An 18,825-nucleotide genomic window follows, 5' to 3' on the forward strand; every position below is an offset into this window, starting at 1 on the left:
TCGTGGATTGAGCTGGTCACTTCTCTGGCTGGGACTATCCTAGTGGATAGCATAACCCGCCGAAAGAATGAATAGCTTGGTGCAGTGCTGGCGAGGTCAATTCTTGGTTAAGAAATGGAATCGCAGTAAGCCTTCTGCTATCTGGATTATCTCATGTTGATCCGGGACGAAATGCTGGTAAGAAGCGGTAAGGTGTATGTTATAAACGCAGCTCCTCGTCAAAGTGAACCGGTCTAGACGACGCTTCCATCATTCGAGGTGGTGCGGGGTTAGGTGCAAGGTGCCAGTATTGGCTAAAAACGATGTCTCAGAGATAAATAATGCGTGAATTCCCAAGAATAAAAGAGCCAGTTGAGAACATCAATATTTATGATCTTGATTCGGGTAAGATACCTGGCCCCAGGCAATCAGTGGTGCTGAAACGTGTTGAGTTCGGAGTGAATCGGCCAGATGTGCGGATTTCGCGCATAAAGAATATCACCTTTGAAAGGTGTGTTTTTAATCACCAAGAAATCGGGCAAATGAACTTCTACGGTTGCAAATTTGTCAACTGTGAGTTTAATGGCTCAAAATTCAAAAGTAGTGAATTCCACAAGTGCACCTTCATTAACTCACTATTCTACAAGCCAAACTTCGAAGACACTTATATAGACCCGAAATCCTTCAAGTTCGACTGGTATTGGCGCCGCCACTTCGCCAACATCAATGTAGGCTTATTCCAAGCTTTATACAGAAACTCAAAGGATATGCATCAAGATATATTTGCAATGGAGGCAGATAAAAAATTCCTCCTTTACAAAAGATACGAATACTTATTCGGAAAAAAGAAAAAGTACGGTAGTTTTGTATTCTCTCAAGGTTACAACATCTTGCTAGGTAGCGGCTACGGAATAATTAACGCCACGCTGTTTACCGCTTTCGGCATTCTATTATTTGCCTGGTTAATAGACGGACACTTAGTGGATCAAAAAGGATACTTAGAAGCACTTTACTTCGCAGTAGTATCATTTACCACAGTGGGATATGGTGACATAAAACCTGAGATGCATTGGGCTCCGCTCGCACTGACAATGTTTTTCATAATGACGTCCGTCATTTGGTGTGCGATAGTGACAGCAATTGCAGTAAAAAGGATTGTAAAATAGTGGCATATTTGGTCATGGAATGCGGCTCCTCGGCCAGGGGAGATACGAACTCGAATAGTGATCGCGATGTAGTATGCATTTGGCGCGATCAGTTTCCCGACTTAAGCGCCATAAATGCCGCCTATGACCAAGTAATGTTCTATTCGGTGAGCGCGCTTCATAGAATGAAGCAAAAAGGATCTTTGTTCCTCGTACATCTTGATATCGATGGTGTATGTCTAGAGGGCGACATTTCCCTCCTAAATGAAATAAGAGGATTTCGCCCAGCCCCTGAATTGATCGAGGAAACTCTACAAGGGGCTATTAGCTTTGTGCGGGAAATCTCTTGGTATCCTCCAAGCCAAGAGGGTTACCTATGGTTGCTTGACTCACTTTATGTTGCCTTGAGGAATTGCATTTACAGTGCCAATGCAATAAGAGGTCATTATGCTTTCGGGCTGCTACAAGCGCTGCAAATTTTTGGACTATCTCAATCAGACATCAACACAATACTTTTAGTGAGAGAGGGTAAGTACAGCTATCGAAGATCCTGCGCTTCCATCGACACGTTGCCGCCTCTCAAAGATGTAGAAAGGGCTTGCCAGGCAATCATCCAATATGAAGTGCATTTTTCATGCGGGGGGTTGACGGATTGGCATAGGGCCTGGAAATTTGATTATTGGGATGAGCGGCTCATCGAACGAGCCATCTTGAACAACGAGCATCATTCTCCAGAGTTCATGAAGAAAATGCGCCATCATAATTACTTCAAAAACTCACTAAAAAAAGAGATGGCCTGCATAGTTGATGATCATTCTAATTGATAGCAGGTTAGAAGTTTCTTACGCCCGATCTCAAAGTATCTGCCATGAGATCAAATTCTACATTTCGGCGCTTAACGTAACCGGCAACCGGCCTAGGTTGATCGTCTAGGAAAGAATTGCAAACGGAGCGCGCAGGCCTAGGGCGGGCCGTAGGCTTTAGGATGGAAGGTCTCGGGCCGAAACCTGACTCTGATGGGGCTCGGTTCACGGCAGCCGTACCCCGAAGCCGAAAAAAGCAAAATAAAACGCTCGATATAATGCTCCAATTTGGGAACATTATAGCCATTTATCCTCATAATGTTCCCAAATGGGGACATTACGAGAGGCGCTGACTTGTAACACTCAAGATCAGGTTTTCGCGTTACACCAATGGCCGGCCTACACTGAGATTTTTACTCAACCATAGGTAGCAGCCATGTTGACTCTGGGCGGAATTCAACTACGGGGTTTTTTCAGCATTCAAACAGAGGTAGTGAAAAATCTTCCCATTCTTCAACATTCCGACGATATCAATATCAAACGAAACATGCTTCAAGCCTTGCAAATGTTTGATGCATATATGACCCTTACTGGCCTCCACCCACATACTATGTGCCTTGACGACTACGCAGGATATAGAGGCTTCCTACATAAAGTGCTAAAACTCACTGAAGATGATACAAAGTTCTTCACTTGGCAGTTACTTCAAGACTTTGTTATTGCTGGCTTTCTGGAAGAAAAGCAAGCCAACTTAGCTCTAAGTATGTCTCAAGCTGAATGCAATGAAAAATATCAAGAGCGCGAGCCTACTAAATGCCGCTTCCTACATTACCAGTCGCTGTTCCAAACCTCGGATCCGAATGGTTTCGTGCATGTAGATTTCGCCTCTATAATGCACCTACTTAGTGAGGAGTCTTTCGATTATCTAGGTAGGCTGCTTACTGAATACCTTACACCCCTTCCTACGGCGCGGGCGGAGATAGATGCCCCGCTCATCATTGCCATAGCACAAGGGCTGCTATATGACCACCCGGGGGTAGATTTTGGTGAAATTCACCTTAACGCTAATAAGTCTGCCGATTTTTTCGGGAGCGTCCGCACCGTTGCTGAATGGCGAATGCACAACGCAGGTTTCTTTCGTGGGGACGTCGCCGAGAACTGGAAGTACCTCTCGGCAGTGCTAATGAATTTTTTCGTAGCCAACAATATCTGCTGTCTCAATAAGGCTGGTCGCCGCATGCTTGCGCCCTACTGATTCAACGTTGCATTGCAATTCTACGCTTAGCATCAACTGCTTTGATCAAATACTCAATCGCATTTGTTTGCAAACGCAGAGCCTTACGGCATCGTTCATTATCACGAGCGGAGCTAGCCGACAAGGCTTCAGCCTGCAAGAAATTGATTTCGAATTTGAGATGGGCAATCATTTGATTAACAAGACGTTCGCGCATATTACACCCCGTGATTGGTAATGGGTTACGTCACCCAGTGGCTATGTAAGCCGAATCTAACAATGCAGTGTAGCTGCTGTAGACGATTGCGCTCGGCTTTAAGTGAGCTCGCCGGAAAATCCATAGGCCAGGTGCTCCATCTCGTCAGCAGCGCGATGTGGTGAGCCCCACCTATGCTGCCACTCGCTCCCCTGGTAAAGCGAACGGGAGCCCTTGGCTCGAGCCGCCCCCTGCTCTGCTGAACCTCGATGCAGCCCTCAGGAAGGGTTCCGAGGCCTGATAGCCACGCACGCAGGCCGTGGCCTCAAAAGCTGCATCATCCCACCTAATCCGAGGGTTCGCGGCAGGAGCGCCCTTGTGGAGCCGTAAGCGAAATCTGTAATATCACGCTGCTGGCACTCACTGCCGAGTGACCGACTACCATGGAGAAAGGAATGTTCGGCTTCTTGAAGGTTATCGTAGGCGCAGGGGGAACATTCACAGCCCTAGGGGCGGCCATGTTCTACTCTATGTACGCCGGCTGGTTCAATTCCGACTTACTCAAGGGCCTGCCAAGCGAATCCATCTACAAGCTGTTCTTGTACTCCCTTGGAAGTTGCGTGTTCTGCTTTACTCTATTGGTGGCGCTGCAAGCGTTCAGTAGAAAACCGGCGATTTCAGCTTCGTCGGACAATAGTTCTACCACTGTTGTATCCACAGGTCGCGGCAGTGTAACTGTGCATAAGCCATGAGCCTATTCACGCCGAATATTGACGCTCAGGCAACGAACGGTGGATTAACAGTTGTCAGCACGGGAAGCGGGGGTGTCACAGTAGCTGCATCCCCAGCGGCTATCTCCTCCCTACTAAATCCGCTTTTGATAAAAATCGTATCAAGCCATACTCCGTATGATGAGATCGCCGACGTCGAAATTGATTATCGTGGCGTTGATGAAAAAATCGAGCACAACAATGTCACGGTTTACTCAGAAATTATAATCGACAATGTGGGCTACATGGAGCTCATTGAAAGTCTGATTTTAACTATTGATAACGAAGAGCCTGGCGCACAGAAGCGATTTCTCTACGCCATTAATCAGAAGTACAAAATTGCGAGGCGCGAACTATTTATGCGCCAGACAGAGAAGCCTGCTACAGATGAACAAAGGCTTAGTGTAGTCCGGCTAGGCTCGGACGAACTTATCTTGAAAGTATCCGAGCTCATTGTAGATATCAAGACAGGCTTTCACGGAATACCATCCGAACTGGTCGAATGGGCCAGACAGCTGATTGTTTGCTACGGCTTCATTAACTGCAAGATTTTGGAGCCACCACAATGATTATTCAGAACACCAGTTCCCCGCTCAAAAGCCTTTACATTATTGGCGGTCGGATACTTATGGTTTTGAAATCTAGCGACCTTGGCGCCATGAGCCCCCTGGCGCTATTTGAAAGATACCAAGAAAAATTTGAGCGTGTTTCTTTTGCTTACATTCTGTACGCGCTCGACTGGCTTTACATCACTGGATGCGTAGAGCTGACGAAGCAAGGTGATATTTCTTTATGCAACTGATTAAGTTATCTGTATTTGATGGAAGCGAAGAAATACGTACCATTTCATTCAAGGAAGGAATGAATATAATTACCAACCTGGGCGAAACCGGAAACCAGATCGGTAAAAGTACGTCACTGCGCGCCCTCGCGTTTTGCTTAGGCAGCAAACCTGATCCTCTATGGAAAGACCCTGACAACAACAAGATCAACGAAAAGGTAAAAGAATTCCTTACCAAAGGGGACGTGAGGTTTGAGTTAGTCCTAAACATTTCTTCCATTAAGCACACTATTACTCGAGTATTATCAAAAAAGATTGGTGCGCGCGAGACCATCGCAGTTTCCAGCACCATTGATGGTATTGGGTACAAGAATGGCGCCTCTTTCGACAGAGATCTGCCACGGTTGTTCGGTTACACAAGAGAACAACCAAAATTCGGATCAATTCGCAGCAAGTTTTTCAGAATCAACAGGCCGACAAGCAACAACTCGCTAAAGTATTTGAACGTATTTACGAGCAACAACGAATACGACTTAATCTACGCATACCTTTTTGATTTCGAATTCATCGACTCCGTCCGTCAAATAAATTTGATTGAGCAACATATTCAGATTGAGGAAAGCCGGATCAAGACTCTCCTTGACGGAGCCGAACTTGAGTTCCGACTTGAAGAAATCAAAACAATCGAACACAAGATAGCCGACTTGCAATCAAAGGAGGACGAATATGATCTCCTTGACTCTCAAAACTATGCCATTGCCGAACTCCGCGAATCACGCAGAAGTGTAGCCGCACTAACATCTCGAATTGTCAACCTGGAAACCAAACTCTACTACAACAACAAAACCATTGAACGATACAGAGACAATTCAGTAGAGATTAATGTAGGAGAGATAACCGCCCTATACAATGAAGCTAAATCTTTAGTGCCAAACCTTAGCAAGACCCTAGAAGAGACCATTGAATTTCACAACTCAATAATGAGCCGTAAGGCAGCCTATGTTGAAGAGCTTTCTGCTGATACCGCCGATGAACTTGAGTCCCTAAGAAGCAGCCTGGCTCAACGGCTGATTGACGAAAAATCAATAGTTAAAGATCTTTCTAGGGATAGCCACTTCAGCGGTTTGATTTTGGCGGAGAAACAACTGCAAGACTTGCGCGAGGCCAAGGGGCGGCTTGCATACGTCACAAGTGAAATAGAGATCTCTACCAACAGAATTGCAGAACTGAAAAGCACAGTTGAAGACGTGAGACGAACTATTGCTGTGTACTATTCAGATCTGCATACCAAGCTTGAAATTTTCAATGAAGCATACACCGACATCACGGGAAGGCTTTTCATAAAACACCATAACGAATTGCTAGTTACCGCCAGCCATAATGGCAAAGCGGACTTCACAATCGTGAACGAAGAAAAAAATACTGGCGACGGTGTTCCACGGGCTGCAGCAATGGCTTTTGACATGGCCTACGTGTACTTCGTTAATAAGTACAAATCAAAGCTGCTTGCCTTCACCGTCCAGGACTATCTAGAAGTGGTTGATGAGGACAAGCTCATCAAACTCTTCAGCTTTGCCAATGAGAAAAAAATTCAAACCATCGCTGCCATATTGAATGACAAACTTGATGGTTTTGACAAAAAATTCATTCAAGAGAATACCGTTCTTCGACTCGCTAAAGACGAAAAATTCTTCAAGATTTAATTACACTGAACCGACGAGAAAAAGGGGCGCAAAGGCGCCCCTAGCATACCCAGTCAGCTGACTAAGGCATCAATCTCCGATGCTCCAGCCAGAAGTGATTGGGTAACGCCGGTCACGACCGAAGCCACGCTCGGTGACACGCGGGCCCACAGCCGCCTGGCGCCGCTTGTATTCGTTCAGGTCGACCAAGCGAATTACCTTCCTCACAACCTCCTGATCGAAGCCCTTCTCGGTGATGGCATCGGCAGACAAGTCCTGCTCGATGTACAAGCGAAGGATCTCATCGAGGACTGGGTATGGAGGCAAGGAATCCTCGTCCTTCTGGTCAGGAGCAAGCTCTGCAGAAGGTGGACGATCAATGACGCGCTGCGGAATGACGTAGCCCAGGGTGTTGCGGTATTCACAGAGGCGGAATACCAAGGTCTTTGGTACGTCCTTCAAGACGTCATAGCCACCCGCCATATCGCCATACAAGGTTGCATAGCCGACCGCCATCTCACTCTTGTTGCCAGTCGTGAGGACGAGATACCGCTTCTTGTTAGAAATCGCCATGAGCATGGTGCCGCGACACCGGGCCTGGAGGTTCTCCTCGGTGGTGTCCTTACCCAAGCCTTCGAACATTGGTGCAAGCGTGGTCAGGAAGGCTTCTACCATGGATGCGATGGGCAGGACGCTGTACTTCACGCCCAGGATGTCGGCTTCCTCTTTCGCGTCGTCCTGGCTCATCTGGGCCGTGTAGTGGTACGGCATCATCACAGCTTCGACGTTTTCCGCGCCAAGGGCATCCACAGCAACAGCGAGCACCAGCGCGGAGTCGATACCACCCGAAAGGCCCAGCACGACGCCTTTGAAGCCATTACGCTGCACATAGTCCTTAACCCCAGCTACCAGAGCCTGGTAGACGCTAGCTTCCAAGCTGAGAAGCTCGGAAGCCTGAGCAGGCACCGGCACCAAAGCACCGTCTTTGACCTCGAAGTCCGCGACGAAGAGTCCTTCCTCAAAAGCAGGAGCGCGCTGGGTGACCTTTCCGCCGCCATCCACCACAAAGCTATTGCCGTCAAACACTAGCTCGTCTTGGCCACCGACCTGGTTCACGTAGACCATGGGCATGGAACATTCGCTGGCACGCTTCGCCAGGAGCTCTTCACGCTCAGCCTGCTTCCCGCGATGGAACGGCGACGCGTTAAGGGTCAGCATGATCTGGGCGCCGGCATCACTAGCCTGCTTAAGAGGCTCGGAGAACCAGATGTCTTCACAGATGGTGATACCGACTGGCACGTCGAACAGATTGACCACACAAGGGCCGCTGCCTGGCTCAAAGTATCGTTTCTCATCGAATACACGGTAGTTGGGCAGGCGCTGCTTGTTGTAGCGGGCGAGTTCCTCACCGTCCGAGATCACGGCGCAGCTGTTGTAGCGCGCTCCATCCTCGACCCAAGGGAAGCCGATTACAGTGACGATGCCTTGAACAGCGTCCTTGATATGCTGCAGGGCTTTTTCGATCCGGCTCTGCATGCTGGAGCGAAGGAGCAGATCCTCTGGTGGGTAGCCACAAAGGGTCAGCTCTGGAAACACGATGACCTGGGCTTTGAGGTCGTCGCGGGCCTTATGAGCGGCTTCGATGACCTTCTCAACGTTGCCGTATACATCCCCGACTCGGATGTTCAGCTGGGCCATTACCACTCTCAAACGTTGCTCCATGGTTCCTCCAGAAATGCCTAGATCGAGATCGGCAAGATGCAACACTGTCCTGACATCTGCGATCAAAGAAGCACATCTGAAGCTCCATGCTGTGCGCGGGGCTATCGGATTACTGCTAGCCATTACGGCTCATTGAACCTGGGTCAGGACTGCCCGGAGGTCGCGGGCATCTTGCGAACTAGGACATTATGCCCTATCCAAGCTCAGCCCAATCTAGCGAAATCGGATGAAGCTCGAGGAGATCACGCAGCCCAGAACCCCCAGTCTGTGCAGATACAGCTTCTGCACAAGAGCACAAATAGTCACTCACTCAGTCACTGCGCCGGATTGGGCACTATTTCGGGGGGAGGAAGGTGATGGGCTTCTTTACCAAGTTTGGTGATGGTGCCTGCGACCTCGCGCCGTTGAGTGGGCTGGTGAAGAATCAGGTGCGGGCGATTGCGCGCAGCTTCGGTGCGCCGGAGTCACTGGTGGAAAAGGTGCCAACGGCCGACCTGGAAGACCTGGAGCCGGGCAAGCCGGACGAGGCGTCACATGGCGTGACCTACGCGCAGATCGATGCCTTCCTGCATGGGCAGCCGGTTGACCAGGCAGCGTTCGACATCATCGTCGCCACCTACCGCAAGACCCAGCACAAGCGCGAACTGCCGTTCGCTCCTTGATAAGTGGCCTGCAGGAGCGGGTTCACCCGCGAATACGAGGGTGAACCCACCGATGCATTCGCGGGTGAACCCGCTCCTGCAGGGTTCGCCGTCAGCCTTTGATTACTTGACGATGACCTTGCCTTTCATCATCGAGATGTGGCCCGGGAAGGTGCAGAAGAAGCTGTAGTCACCACCGGCTTCCAGCTTGGAAGTGTCGAACTTCACTTCGGTTTCTTTCTCAGGCGCGCCGATCATCTTGGTGTGGGCGATGATCGCGGCGTTGTCAGCCTTCAGATAGTCCTTATCCAGACCCTGACTCATGCCTTCGGTGGCAATGGCCTGCATGTCGGCAGTCTTGCTGATCACCAGGTTGTGGCCCATGACGTTCTTCGGCAGGTTGCCAGAGTGGGTCAGTTTGACGGTGAATTCCTTGCAGCTCTTGTCGACAGTGAATTCCTTGCTGGTGTAGGACATCTGGTCAGTCGAGTCGACAGTGACCGAGCACTCGGCGGCGAAGACAGAAGCGCTGGCGAGGGTCAGCAGGGATACCGCTACAGCTTTCGCAAACATCATGAATCTCCTTGGCAGGGTTTTATCAATTGCGAGACTGCCTGAAACCGTTCAGCCCCTTGCTGATATGGGTCAAGGGGGCGTCAAGAGGCCAGCCAGTAGAATTGTTCAATGGATTGTATACAACAAATCTAAGGGCACATCATGCCCTTTTATTGGACGATGAGACAACCTCTCATTTAGGAGCAATACCAAATGCCCATCTCCAACTTCCTCAATAGCCTGCTCGCCGCCTACGCCCACGGGGCCACAGGAGCCATCTGCGAATTCTCCCGGCCAGAATGAACCGGCCTTGGAAGTGACCGGCATGCGCCGTAACCTGTGCGCCTCAGTGACAGGAGATGAGCAATGCCCGTACGTTCCGTTTGTGTGTTCTGCGGCGCCAGCATGGGCGCCAACCCTGCCTACCGTGAAGCAGCCGTCGCGCTAGGCCAGGCCATTGCCCGCCGTGGCTTGACCCTGGTGTATGGCGGTGGCGCGGTCGGCTTGATGGGCGTGGTGGCCGACGCGGCCATGGCGGCCGGCGGCGAAGTGGTCGGGATCATTCCGCAGAGCCTGCTGGACGCTGAAGTCGGCCACAAGGGCCTGACCCGCCTGGAAGTGGTGGATGGCATGCATGCGCGCAAGGCCCGCATGGCCGAGCTGAGCGATGCCTTCATTGCCTTGCCGGGTGGGCTGGGTACGCTGGAGGAACTGTTCGAAGTGTGGACCTGGGGGCAGCTGGGCTATCACGCCAAGCCACTCGGGCTACTGGATGTGAACGGTTTCTACGACAAGCTGGGCGGGTTCCTCGACCATATCGTCGAAGAAGGTTTCGTGCGCCCGCAACACCGGGCGATGTTGCTGCTGGGGCAGCAGCCGGACGAGCTGCTGGACGAGATGGACAGCTTTGTGGCGCCGGTCGCGCCTAAGTGGGTCGACAAGCAGCCTGACTGAAGCTGAGACTTTTGGGACCGCTTCGCGGTCCTTTCGCGACACAAGGCCGCCCCCACAAAGGCAATGGGGGAGCGGCCTTGTTTCTCGATGGGCTGCAAAGCAGCCCCAATAGTCGATCAGTTAACGCGGAATGACAGGCTGACGCGGCTTCTTGTTGCCCTTGCCACCCTTGCTCGCCTCTTTGCGCTCCTTGGCAGCCTGCTGGTTACGCGCAAACGCCTCGGCCTTGGCCTTTTCGCGCTTGTCCCACGGCTTGCTGCCATCGCTGCCACGCGGCGGCAGGCCGGTGTGCTGGGTCAGGATCTTCTGGTCCTTGCCCACCTTGTGGCTCCCCGCCGGGGTCGAGTTCTTCCGGCGCGCGCTCTGATAAGTATCGGTCTGCGGCTGGTGCAGCGGGATCAGCTGGTGCTTGCCCGGCCCGATCAGGTCGGCTCGGCCCATACGCTGCAGCGCTTCACGCAGCATCGGCCAGCCCTTCGGGTCGTGGTAGCGCAAGAACGCCTTGTGCAGACGGCGTTGCTCGTCGCTCTTGACGATCTCCACCCCTTCGCTCTTGTAGGTCACCTTGCGCAGCGGGTTCTTGCCTGAGTGGTACATGGCCGTGGCCGAGGCCATGGGCGACGGGTAGAACGCCTGTACCTGGTCGGCGCGGAAGCCGTTGCCCTTCAACCACAGGGCCAGGTTCATCATGTCTTCGTCGGTGGTACCGGGGTGCGCGGCAATGAAGTACGGGATCAGGTACTGCTCCTTGCCCGCTTCTTTCGAGAACTTCTCGAACATGCGCTTGAAGCGGTCGTAGGTGCCGATACCCGGCTTCATCATCTTGTCCAGCGGGCCACGCTCGGTGTGCTCCGGGGCAATCTTCAGGTAGCCGCCAACGTGGTGGGTGACCAGTTCCTTGACGTACTCCGGCGACTCCACCGCCAGGTCGTAGCGCAGGCCGGAAGCAATCAGGATCTTTTTCACACCCGGCAAGGCACGGGCCTTGCGGTAAAGCTCGATCAACGAGCTGTGGTCGGTATTGAGGTTTTCGCAGATACCCGGGAATACGCACGACGGCTTGCGGCAGTGCTTCTCGATTTCGGGGCTTTTGCAGGCGATGCGGTACATGTTGGCAGTCGGCCCGCCAAGGTCCGAGACCACGCCGGTGAAGCCCGGCACCTTGTCACGCATCTCTTCGATTTCGTGCAGGATCGACTCGTGCGAGCGGTTCTGGATGATGCGGCCTTCGTGCTCGGTGATCGAGCAGAAGGTACAGCCACCGAAGCAGCCACGCATGATGTTCACCGAGAAACGGATCATCTCGTAGGCCGGGATGCGCTCCTTGCCATAGGCCGGGTGCGGCACACGGGCGTAAGGCATGCCGAACACGTAGTCCATTTCCTCGGTGCTCATGGGGATGGGTGGCGGGTTGAACCACACATCCACTTCGCCATGCTTCTGCACCAGCGCGCGGGCGTTGCCCGGGTTGGTCTCCAGGTGCAGCACGCGGTTGGCATGGGCATAGAGCACCGGGTCGTTACGCACCTTTTCGAACGATGGCAGGCGGATCACCGACTTTTCCCGGGTCACGGCCGGGCTGTCGAGAATCTGCACCACCTTGGCTTCGTTCGGGTCTTCCTGGTCGCCCTTGGCCTGCTCGATGGCGCAGGCCTGGGTGTCCTGGGTGTTCACGTACGGGTTGATGATCTTGTCAACGCGCCCCGGGCGGTCGATACGGGTGGAGTCGATCTCGTACCAGCCCTGCGGGGTATCGCGGCGCACGAAGGCGGTGCCGCGCACGTCGGTGATGGTCTCGATCTTCTCCCCGTTGGACAGGCGCTGGGCCACCTCGACCACCGCACGCTCGGCGTTGCCGAACAGCAGGATGTCCGCGCTGGCGTCGATCAGGATCGAGTGACGAACCTTGTCCTGCCAGTAGTCGTAGTGGGCGATGCGGCGCAGCGAAGCCTCGATGCCGCCGAGCACGATCGGCACATGCTTGTAGGCTTCCTTGCAGCGCTGGCTGTACACCAGGCTGGCACGGTCCGGACGGCTGCCGGCCAGGCCACCCGGGGTGTAGGCATCGTCGGAACGGATCTTCTTGTCCGCGGTGTAGCGGTTGATCATCGAGTCCATATTGCCGGCGGCCACACCGAAGAACAGGTTCGGTTCGCCGAGCTTCATGAAGTCGTCTTTCGACTGCCAGTTCGGCTGGGCGATGATGCCCACGCGGAAGCCTTGGGCTTCCAGCAGACGGCCAATGATGGCCATGCCGAACGACGGATGGTCGACGTAGGCATCACCGGTCACGATGATGATGTCGCAGGAATCCCAGCCGAGCAGATCCATCTCCTCCCTGCTCATTGGCAGGAAAGGTGCTGGTCCGAAGCATTCGGCCCAGTACTTGGGATAGTCGTAGAGTGGTTTGGCTGCTTGCATGTCAGTGACCGGTTCTGGTGTGCAGGGAAATCGCGGGCGCGGAATATAGCACAAATTTTGACCAAATCCGACTGGATTCGTGGGGATTGGTGGGCGGGGCGACGGTTGGGGGATGGACGTGGCAGGTGGTTGGGTTGAGGGGTGTAGTGGGGTTGCCAGGTGTTCGACAGAATCCTTGCAGCGCCTTTGAGATCAAGCGCCGCGCGGGCGGCGCTCGATCTCATAGGCGCTGAAACTGTTGCGGCGAACTCCTGGCGGCCTTCATGCAACCTGAAGCCAACCCCTCACTGCCTCATCCACAGCTCAGCATCATCCATCAGCGCCTTGGCCATCGCACTCAGGTAATGGGCAGCCCAGATCATCATCGGCTTCTCATCCATCAACCCGGTGATGGTCAGTTCGCGCACATAGCCCATCAACTCCGAAGACTGCTCGCGGGCGTCTCTACACTGGATCCCGGGCTCGATGCGGAACAACGGGTGGGGTAAACCCGCTCCCACAGGTACGGTGCAACTCTTGAAGCCTATGGTGAACCTGTAGGAGCGGGTTCACCCGCGAAAGGGCCAGCCCAGGCAACACATCAACGAAGCCTTACAGCAGGCCCCTGCCCCTGCATCGGGTTGTCTTCAAGAAAAGGGGGATCGTGGGGTGGATCGGGGCAAGGCGATTACTCACAGGAAAACCTGAGCCTGCTTAGACCGATGGCGATCGCGCCCCCTGCTGAGCGATCGCAATTCCTTCAGTTTTTTACTGAATGTTTAGCCTACCCAACCCTGAGAAAGTGCTAACCAGCTAATTATTGGTGCTTTTTTCTTTATCTCTTAAGAATTGTAGGAATCGACCTTCTAGTCTTAGTAAAAAATCCTACATTAACTTTCCTCAACAAATCCCGAGAAGATCTTGAACCCCCAAAAAAACAAGTGCTACAACAGTGACGCGCTGAAAGGCGCACTCAAACCAACTCTATAGGAGCATTAGCCATGGGACGTCGTCGTTCTGAAATCCACACTCTGCAGATCCCACGCGTGATGAACTACACATTCACCGAGTCCGAGGTTGAATTTCTCAACCTTCTGTAAGTGACAAACCAGAAGGGGCTTAGCCCCTTCTGGCTCTACCAAGGAGCAGAACATGATCACCGAACGCGAGCTGAACATAGAAGAGGCCTACAACCGCTTGACAAGAATGCATCATCACTTAGGGCTTCAATCGAAAACAGAACTATCAAAAAAGAATAGCCTGGTCGCCACATGCCACTTATACGACAGCGCCTACAAAGAAGTTTCTTGCGGAGCAGGAAAAGGGGAGCATTGCGAACTAGGAGCCCTTGCCGAGAGCCTAGAGCATTACTTCGTCGACAAGAGCACTCCACCACTCATCGAAAGCGACCAAATTTTGCAATCGATAGCCCCATTTGACGATTGGCTCCTAAAATCCATTCCCCCGGATTGCCGAATACCTTATTTCAGTCTTCAGGCATTGAACAGCTACGACGAAATAGCCATTCCCGCGATATTGATAGCACCTTCCTCCAGAAACATTGATGAAATCGAAAAAACTGCAGCGGACTTTCTTTCCAAATATTCGACTAACTCTGGTACAGCACTTGGCTGCACGGAGAACGAGGCTCTGCTCCACGCCATCAATGAAGCTATCGAACGTCACGCACTTTCTATGTACTACCTATCACTTTGTGGCCTGACTTCCCCACCCGAACTTTACCAACCTTCGAGTTCTTTTCTGGAAGAAACATTTGCCCATGATACCGAGCTTCTCCGCCGAGCCAAAAAACTAGAAATATACTTGACGCACGACTTCTACGAAGTTTCATTTTGCATTGCTGTTTCTCGTAGTAAAAAAGAAGGTTCACTCAGCAGCATTGGCTCCGGCAGCTCCATCAACCCCTCCATTGCAATGTACCGCGCCGTAACGGAGCAGATTCAGTGCGAGCAGCTTTCTGGGGCCACAGAAAAACAAGAGGATCTCTCTGCTGAAAAAATGCTTACTCATTCAACCCGCCTTTCAGCACTTATACACCCATGCCCCACATATGCTGTACCCGCTTTTCACCCTCCGCATACCGACCTCAGCGTGCGCGGGCAAGTCAAGCGAACACTGATCAACTTGGAAAAACATAATAAGGTCGCATTCTATCGCACACTTTATGAGCACCCGAATCTCGCTACGGTTGTTCAGGTGTTCATACCCGGACTTGAACGCTTCCACCTGATCAGATCAGGTATTCCAGTCGCGCCACAGAGTGCACTCAAAGGCATAAGGCAATGACATGCAAATCTATAGAGGAATTCTCGCCGCCCTCGGCGCGACACTGCTCCTGAAAATCGCGACCGTCGTACCTGCTCTAGTCTTGGCCGACATCATTGACAACCTGGCCACCTCAGCCGCGTCTTCCCAGCTTCTGCTAGGAGCCTTCATATGCCTTGTCGCATTACAAGCCTCAATGACCCCTCTACAAGCCTGGTGCCTGGCGCGGCTTTGCCAGGAACGCGTGAAGCAACTTTCCATCCGCTGGTGCCGCGAATTGCTGGACAAGCGCTTCGAGGCCTATGGACAACTCCATGGCGGAACACTGGTAAAAGTACTGGATAGGGGCATTACCGCACAGGAGCGGTGGTTAGGCTTTCTGATTGGCTCGGCATGGCCGGTGCTAGCCGAAGCTGCAGTGCTGATAACGCTCTTCGCTTACCTGGGGGCTACTTCGGTATTGATCGGCCTCATCCCTTTGAGCCTGGCCTACCTGTGGGCCAACGATCGCCTGGTGCGCTGGCGCCGGCCACATATCGAGGCAGTGAACGCGCGCGAGGATGAACTGGCGGAACAATGGGTCGATACCTTCGCCAGCGCGGCAACGGTCAAACTGGAAAAGGCCGAGGATGCCGCAATGCTCCCGGTCAACCAGACACTTTCGCACTATGCCGACTCAGCAGTGCAGGTAGCTCACAGTGGGGGTTGGATTCAGAGCCTGCGCACCCTGTTCATAGGCCTGGGCAGTGGCGGTTTGCTCATGTGGGGTATCCATGATCAGGCTCTGGCAACACCGCAATTGAGCCTGGGCGAGCTGGTTGCTCTCTTCACCTTGGTGAGCGGATTGCTGGCAGGGGTTGCGCAACTTGCTGAGGCCTGGCGATTGCTAGACCAGTTTCGGCTAGACAAACGCAAACTCGAACACTGGCTCCAGCTCCCCTCGTTCGGCCCAGCATGCACTACTGAGGCGAAGTCCCAAGACAAGGACGCTGGCCTAAGCATCGCCCCGTGCCAGTTGAGCGCTCGAGATACTGTACAACTTCACATCGAAGAACCCTTGGTACTGCACAAAGGAGAACGGGTCGCACTGATCGGGCCCAGCGGATGTGGTAAATCGACACTTCTGCATACGCTGGCGGGAACGATATTCCCGTTGCGCAAGGATGTGCACCTGCACGGCAGGTGCCTGGCGTCGCTCGACGCTAGTGAACAATTCAGTCGATTACGACTCTGCCCTCAGGATGCGCATTTCATTCCCGGCCCCCTGCCCCGCGCGGTGCTGTTCGAGCAAGCTCATGATCGCGCTCAAATCGAACGATGGCTTGAACGGTTGGGCCTGAGCAAAGACTGGTACGAACTTGATCTGGATGCACGCGCAGAATCGATATCGGGCGGCGAAGCACGCAGGCTGACGCTGCTACGCCTTCTTAATCAGCCTGGGGAATTCAATTTCTTTGACGAACCCACAGCCGGGCTCGATGCCGCGTCGGCAGAGCGTACCTGGGACCTGTTGTTCGAAGCATTTAAAGGGCGAGGGCTGATTTGCGTGACGCATGATCAGAGCGCACTGTCGCGGTTTGACCGGGTGATCACCCTGAGCGAGGGGCGGATCATCAGCCAAGGGCAAACGAACATCGCTCAGATTTCAGAGCTAGCAGGCGCACCACAAACCTTGTAGGAGCGGCCTTGCTAGCTCAATGGGTTATTCATCATCATCAAAGTTGTACATCCCCGGCGCCAAGTTCTCGAACCGGGTGTACTTGCCGATAAACGCCAAACGCACGAAGCCGATGGGGCCGTTACGCTGTTTGCCGATGATGATTTCCGCCACGCCCTTGTGCTCGGTCTCGGGGTGGTACACCTCGTCGCGGTACACGAACATGATCACGTCGGCGTCCTGCTCGATTGCACCGGATTCACGCAAGTCGGAGTTCACCGGGCGTTTGTTCGGGCGCTGTTCCAGCGAGCGGTTCAGCTGCGAAAGGGCAATGACCGGGCAGTTGAATTCTTTGGCCAGGGCCTTGAGCGAGCGGGAAATCTCGGAAATTTCGTTGGTACGGTTGTCACCGGCCGACCCCGGGATCTGCATCAGCTGCAGGTAGTCGACCATGATCATGGCGATTTCACCATGCTCACGGGCCAGGCGGCGGGTACGCGCGCGCATTTCCGAAGGGCTGATACCCGCCGTATCGTCGATGAACAATTTTCGGTCGTTGAGCAGGTTCACTGCCGAGGTCAGGCGCGGCCAGTCGTCGTCATCCAGCTGGCCGGAACGGACTTTGGTCTGGTCGATACGCCCCAGGGACGAGAGCATACGCATGATCAGCGACTCACCTGGCATCTCGAGGGAGAACACCAACACCGCCTTGTCGGTACGCAGTACGGCGTTTTCCACCAGGTTCATGGCGAAGGTGGTCTTACCCATCGACGGACGACCCGCGACGATGATCAGGTCGGCTGCCTGCAGCCCGCTGGTCTTCTCGTCCAGGTCGGTGTAACCGGTGGAGATACCGGTGATGTCACTGTCGGAGTTGAACAGCGTATCAATGCGGTCGATGGCCATGGTCAACAGCTCGTTGACGCCCACCGGGCCGCCGGTTTTAGGCCGCGCCTCGGCGATCTGGAAGATCTGCCGTTCGGCATCGTCGAGAATCTCGGCAGCGTTGCGCCCCTGCGGGTTGAACGCGTTGTCGGCGATGTCGGTACTGATGCTGATCAGCTGGCGCAACGTGGCCCGCTCACGAATGATCGCGGCGTAGGCCTTGATGTTGGCCACCGAAGGGGTGTTCTTGGCCAGCTCGGCCAGGTAAGCCAAGCCGCCGACTTGCGAGGACAGGCCTTCCTTGTCCAACTGCTCGTGCAGGGTCACCACGTCGAATGGCTGGTTGGCGTCGGCCAACTTGTGCACAGCGCGGAAGATCAGCCGGTGGTCATGCCGGTAGAAGTCGCCGTCCGACACCTGGTCCAGCACCCGCTCCCAGGCATTGTTGTCCAGCATCAGGCCACCGAGCACGGCCTGTTCGGCCTCGATGGAATGCGGCGGTACCTTCAGGGCTGCGGTTTGCAGGTCAAGCTGTTCGGAGGTGGTGATCTCGTTCATGGCCACGAAAGAATTCTGGAGGATGAAAAAGACAAAGGGCACGGCCTGTCGAAAACAGGACCGTGCCCGATGTTAACCGCCTGACTCGCAAGGAGCCAGCCAGTTAGCGCAGCTTAGGCAGCTACGACGACCACGCGTACGGTGGCTTCAACGTCGCTGTGCAGGTGCACGGCTACGTCGTATTCGCCAACCTGACGGATGGTGCCGTTCGGCAGACGAACTTCAGCCTTGGCCACTTCAACGCCGGAGGCGGTCAGGGCGTCAGCGATGTCGTGGGTGCCGATCGAACCGAACAGCTTGCCTTCGTCGCCAGCGGTGGCAGTGATGGTCACTTCCAGCTCGGCCAGTTGGGCAGCGCGGCTTTCAGCCGAAGCTTTCTTGTCAGCGGCTGCTTTTTCCAGCTCGGCACGACGCTCTTCGAACGCAGCCAGGTTGGCGGCGTTGGCAACGGTGGCCTTGCCGAATGGCAGCAGGAAGTTACGGCCGTAACCAGCCTTAACTTTTACTTTGTCGCCCAGGTTGCCCAGGTTAGCGACTTTTTCCAGCAGGATCAGTTCCATTTGGTAAAACCTCTTAA

16 protein-coding genes and 1 pseudogene are annotated in these 18,825 nt (G+C 53.7%); 10 read left to right on the top strand and 7 right to left on the bottom strand.

The genetic code is table 11. The annotated features are described in order from the left end of the window. Window positions 1–320: 320 nt before the first annotated feature. The 3 genes from ACF8O8_RS23855 to ACF8O8_RS23865 all read left to right on the top strand — a co-directional run bounded on the left by ACF8O8_RS23855 (window position 321) and on the right by ACF8O8_RS23865 (window position 3,182). On the top strand, window positions 321–1,145 hold the full coding sequence (locus ACF8O8_RS23855) for an ion channel (protein ID WP_392510590.1): 825 nt from the start codon (window positions 321–323) through the stop codon (window positions 1,143–1,145). Beyond that, window positions 1,145–1,948 (top strand): hypothetical protein, encoded by an 804-nt coding sequence (locus tag ACF8O8_RS23860; protein WP_392510591.1) that lies wholly within the window; start codon window positions 1,145–1,147, stop codon window positions 1,946–1,948. Before ACF8O8_RS23855 ends, ACF8O8_RS23860 begins: the two co-directional genes overlap by 1 nt. A gap of 415 nt (window positions 1,949–2,363) precedes the next feature. After that, window positions 2,364–3,182: a hypothetical protein gene (locus ACF8O8_RS23865; RefSeq protein ID WP_196169263.1), complete on the top strand. Its 819-nt coding sequence runs from the start codon at window positions 2,364–2,366 to the stop codon at window positions 3,180–3,182. A gap of 1 nt (window position 3,183) precedes the next feature. Here ACF8O8_RS23865 and ACF8O8_RS23870 read toward each other — a convergent pair whose 3' ends face one another. Beyond that, window positions 3,184–3,378, bottom strand: a complete 195-nt coding sequence (locus tag ACF8O8_RS23870) for a hypothetical protein (protein WP_196169264.1) — start codon at window positions 3,376–3,378, stop codon at window positions 3,184–3,186. Window positions 3,379–4,105: 727 nt separating this feature from the next. Between ACF8O8_RS23870 and ACF8O8_RS23875 the strand changes: the two genes are divergently transcribed. From ACF8O8_RS23875 to ACF8O8_RS23885, 3 genes are read left to right on the top strand one after another with little or no spacing between them, the layout of a single operon-like run. Continuing rightward, entirely contained in the window at window positions 4,106–4,696 is a 591-nt protein-coding gene (locus ACF8O8_RS23875; protein WP_392510592.1) for a hypothetical protein, read from the top strand. Then, on the top strand, window positions 4,693–4,929 hold the full coding sequence (locus ACF8O8_RS23880) for an ABC-three component system middle component 6 (RefSeq protein ID WP_196169266.1): 237 nt from the start codon (window positions 4,693–4,695) through the stop codon (window positions 4,927–4,929). Before ACF8O8_RS23875 ends, ACF8O8_RS23880 begins: the two co-directional genes overlap by 4 nt. Continuing rightward, a complete protein-coding gene (locus ACF8O8_RS23885) occupies window positions 4,920–6,611 on the top strand; it encodes a DUF2326 domain-containing protein (protein ID WP_392510593.1) in 1,692 nt (563 codons plus the stop codon). The genes ACF8O8_RS23880 and ACF8O8_RS23885 overlap by 10 nt, the downstream gene beginning before the upstream one ends. A 69-nt stretch (window positions 6,612–6,680) precedes the next feature. Here the strand turns inward: ACF8O8_RS23885 and ACF8O8_RS23890 are convergent, their stop codons facing one another. Next, window positions 6,681–8,312: an NAD+ synthase gene (locus ACF8O8_RS23890; RefSeq protein WP_196169268.1), complete on the bottom strand. Its 1,632-nt coding sequence runs from the start codon at window positions 8,310–8,312 to the stop codon at window positions 6,681–6,683. Window positions 8,313–8,662: 350 nt separating this feature from the next. Between ACF8O8_RS23890 and nadE the strand changes: the two are divergent. Beyond that, window positions 8,663–8,974 (top strand): annotated as a pseudogene (gene nadE, locus ACF8O8_RS23895) (NAD(+) synthase); the annotation flags it as partial. A 102-nt stretch (window positions 8,975–9,076) separates the two neighbouring features. Here the strand turns inward: nadE and azu are convergent. Next, a complete protein-coding gene (gene azu, locus ACF8O8_RS23900; RefSeq protein WP_003249580.1) occupies window positions 9,077–9,526 on the bottom strand; it encodes an azurin in 450 nt (149 codons plus the stop codon). A 348-nt stretch (window positions 9,527–9,874) separates the two neighbouring features. Between azu and ACF8O8_RS23905 the strand changes: the two genes are divergently transcribed. Next, window positions 9,875–10,462 carry a TIGR00730 family Rossman fold protein gene (locus ACF8O8_RS23905; protein ID WP_392510594.1) on the top strand — a complete coding sequence of 196 codons (588 nt, stop codon included), beginning with the start codon at window positions 9,875–9,877 and terminating at the stop codon, window positions 10,460–10,462. Between the two features lie 120 nt (window positions 10,463–10,582). Here ACF8O8_RS23905 and ACF8O8_RS23910 read toward each other — a convergent pair whose 3' ends face one another. Then, window positions 10,583–12,883 (bottom strand): YgiQ family radical SAM protein, encoded by a 2,301-nt coding sequence (locus ACF8O8_RS23910; protein ID WP_014592586.1) that lies wholly within the window; start codon window positions 12,881–12,883, stop codon window positions 10,583–10,585. A gap of 284 nt (window positions 12,884–13,167) precedes the next feature. Next, the gene (locus ACF8O8_RS23915; protein WP_019438726.1) at window positions 13,168–13,383 is read right to left on the bottom strand and encodes a DUF3077 domain-containing protein; all 216 of its coding nucleotides are present in this window, start codon (window positions 13,381–13,383) and stop codon (window positions 13,168–13,170) included. A 631-nt stretch (window positions 13,384–14,014) separates the two neighbouring features. On the opposite strand from ACF8O8_RS23915, the gene ACF8O8_RS23920 reads away from it, so the two are divergent. Both ACF8O8_RS23920 and ACF8O8_RS23925 read left to right on the top strand, forming a co-directional pair. Further along, window positions 14,015–15,169, top strand: coding sequence for a YcaO-like family protein (locus ACF8O8_RS23920; RefSeq protein ID WP_392510595.1), 1,155 nt, complete (start codon window positions 14,015–14,017; stop codon window positions 15,167–15,169). A gap of 1 nt (window position 15,170) precedes the next feature. Next, a complete protein-coding gene (locus tag ACF8O8_RS23925; protein WP_392510596.1) occupies window positions 15,171–16,826 on the top strand; it encodes an ATP-binding cassette domain-containing protein in 1,656 nt (551 codons plus the stop codon). Between the two features lie 24 nt (window positions 16,827–16,850). Here ACF8O8_RS23925 and dnaB read toward each other — a convergent pair whose 3' ends face one another. Beyond that, window positions 16,851–18,248 carry a replicative DNA helicase gene (gene dnaB, locus ACF8O8_RS23930; protein ID WP_010955472.1) on the bottom strand — a complete coding sequence of 466 codons (1,398 nt, stop codon included), beginning with the start codon at window positions 18,246–18,248 and terminating at the stop codon, window positions 16,851–16,853. Window positions 18,249–18,361: 113 nt separating this feature from the next. Further along, window positions 18,362–18,808, bottom strand: a complete 447-nt coding sequence (gene rplI, locus ACF8O8_RS23935) for a 50S ribosomal protein L9 (protein ID WP_003249568.1) — start codon at window positions 18,806–18,808, stop codon at window positions 18,362–18,364. Between the last annotated feature and the right edge of the window lie 17 nt (window positions 18,809–18,825).

Origin of the sequence: Pseudomonas sp. TYF_14, from assembly GCF_043105275.1 — a bacterium.
In the GTDB taxonomy this organism is placed as follows: Bacteria; Pseudomonadota; Gammaproteobacteria; order Pseudomonadales; family Pseudomonadaceae; genus Aquipseudomonas; species Aquipseudomonas alloputida.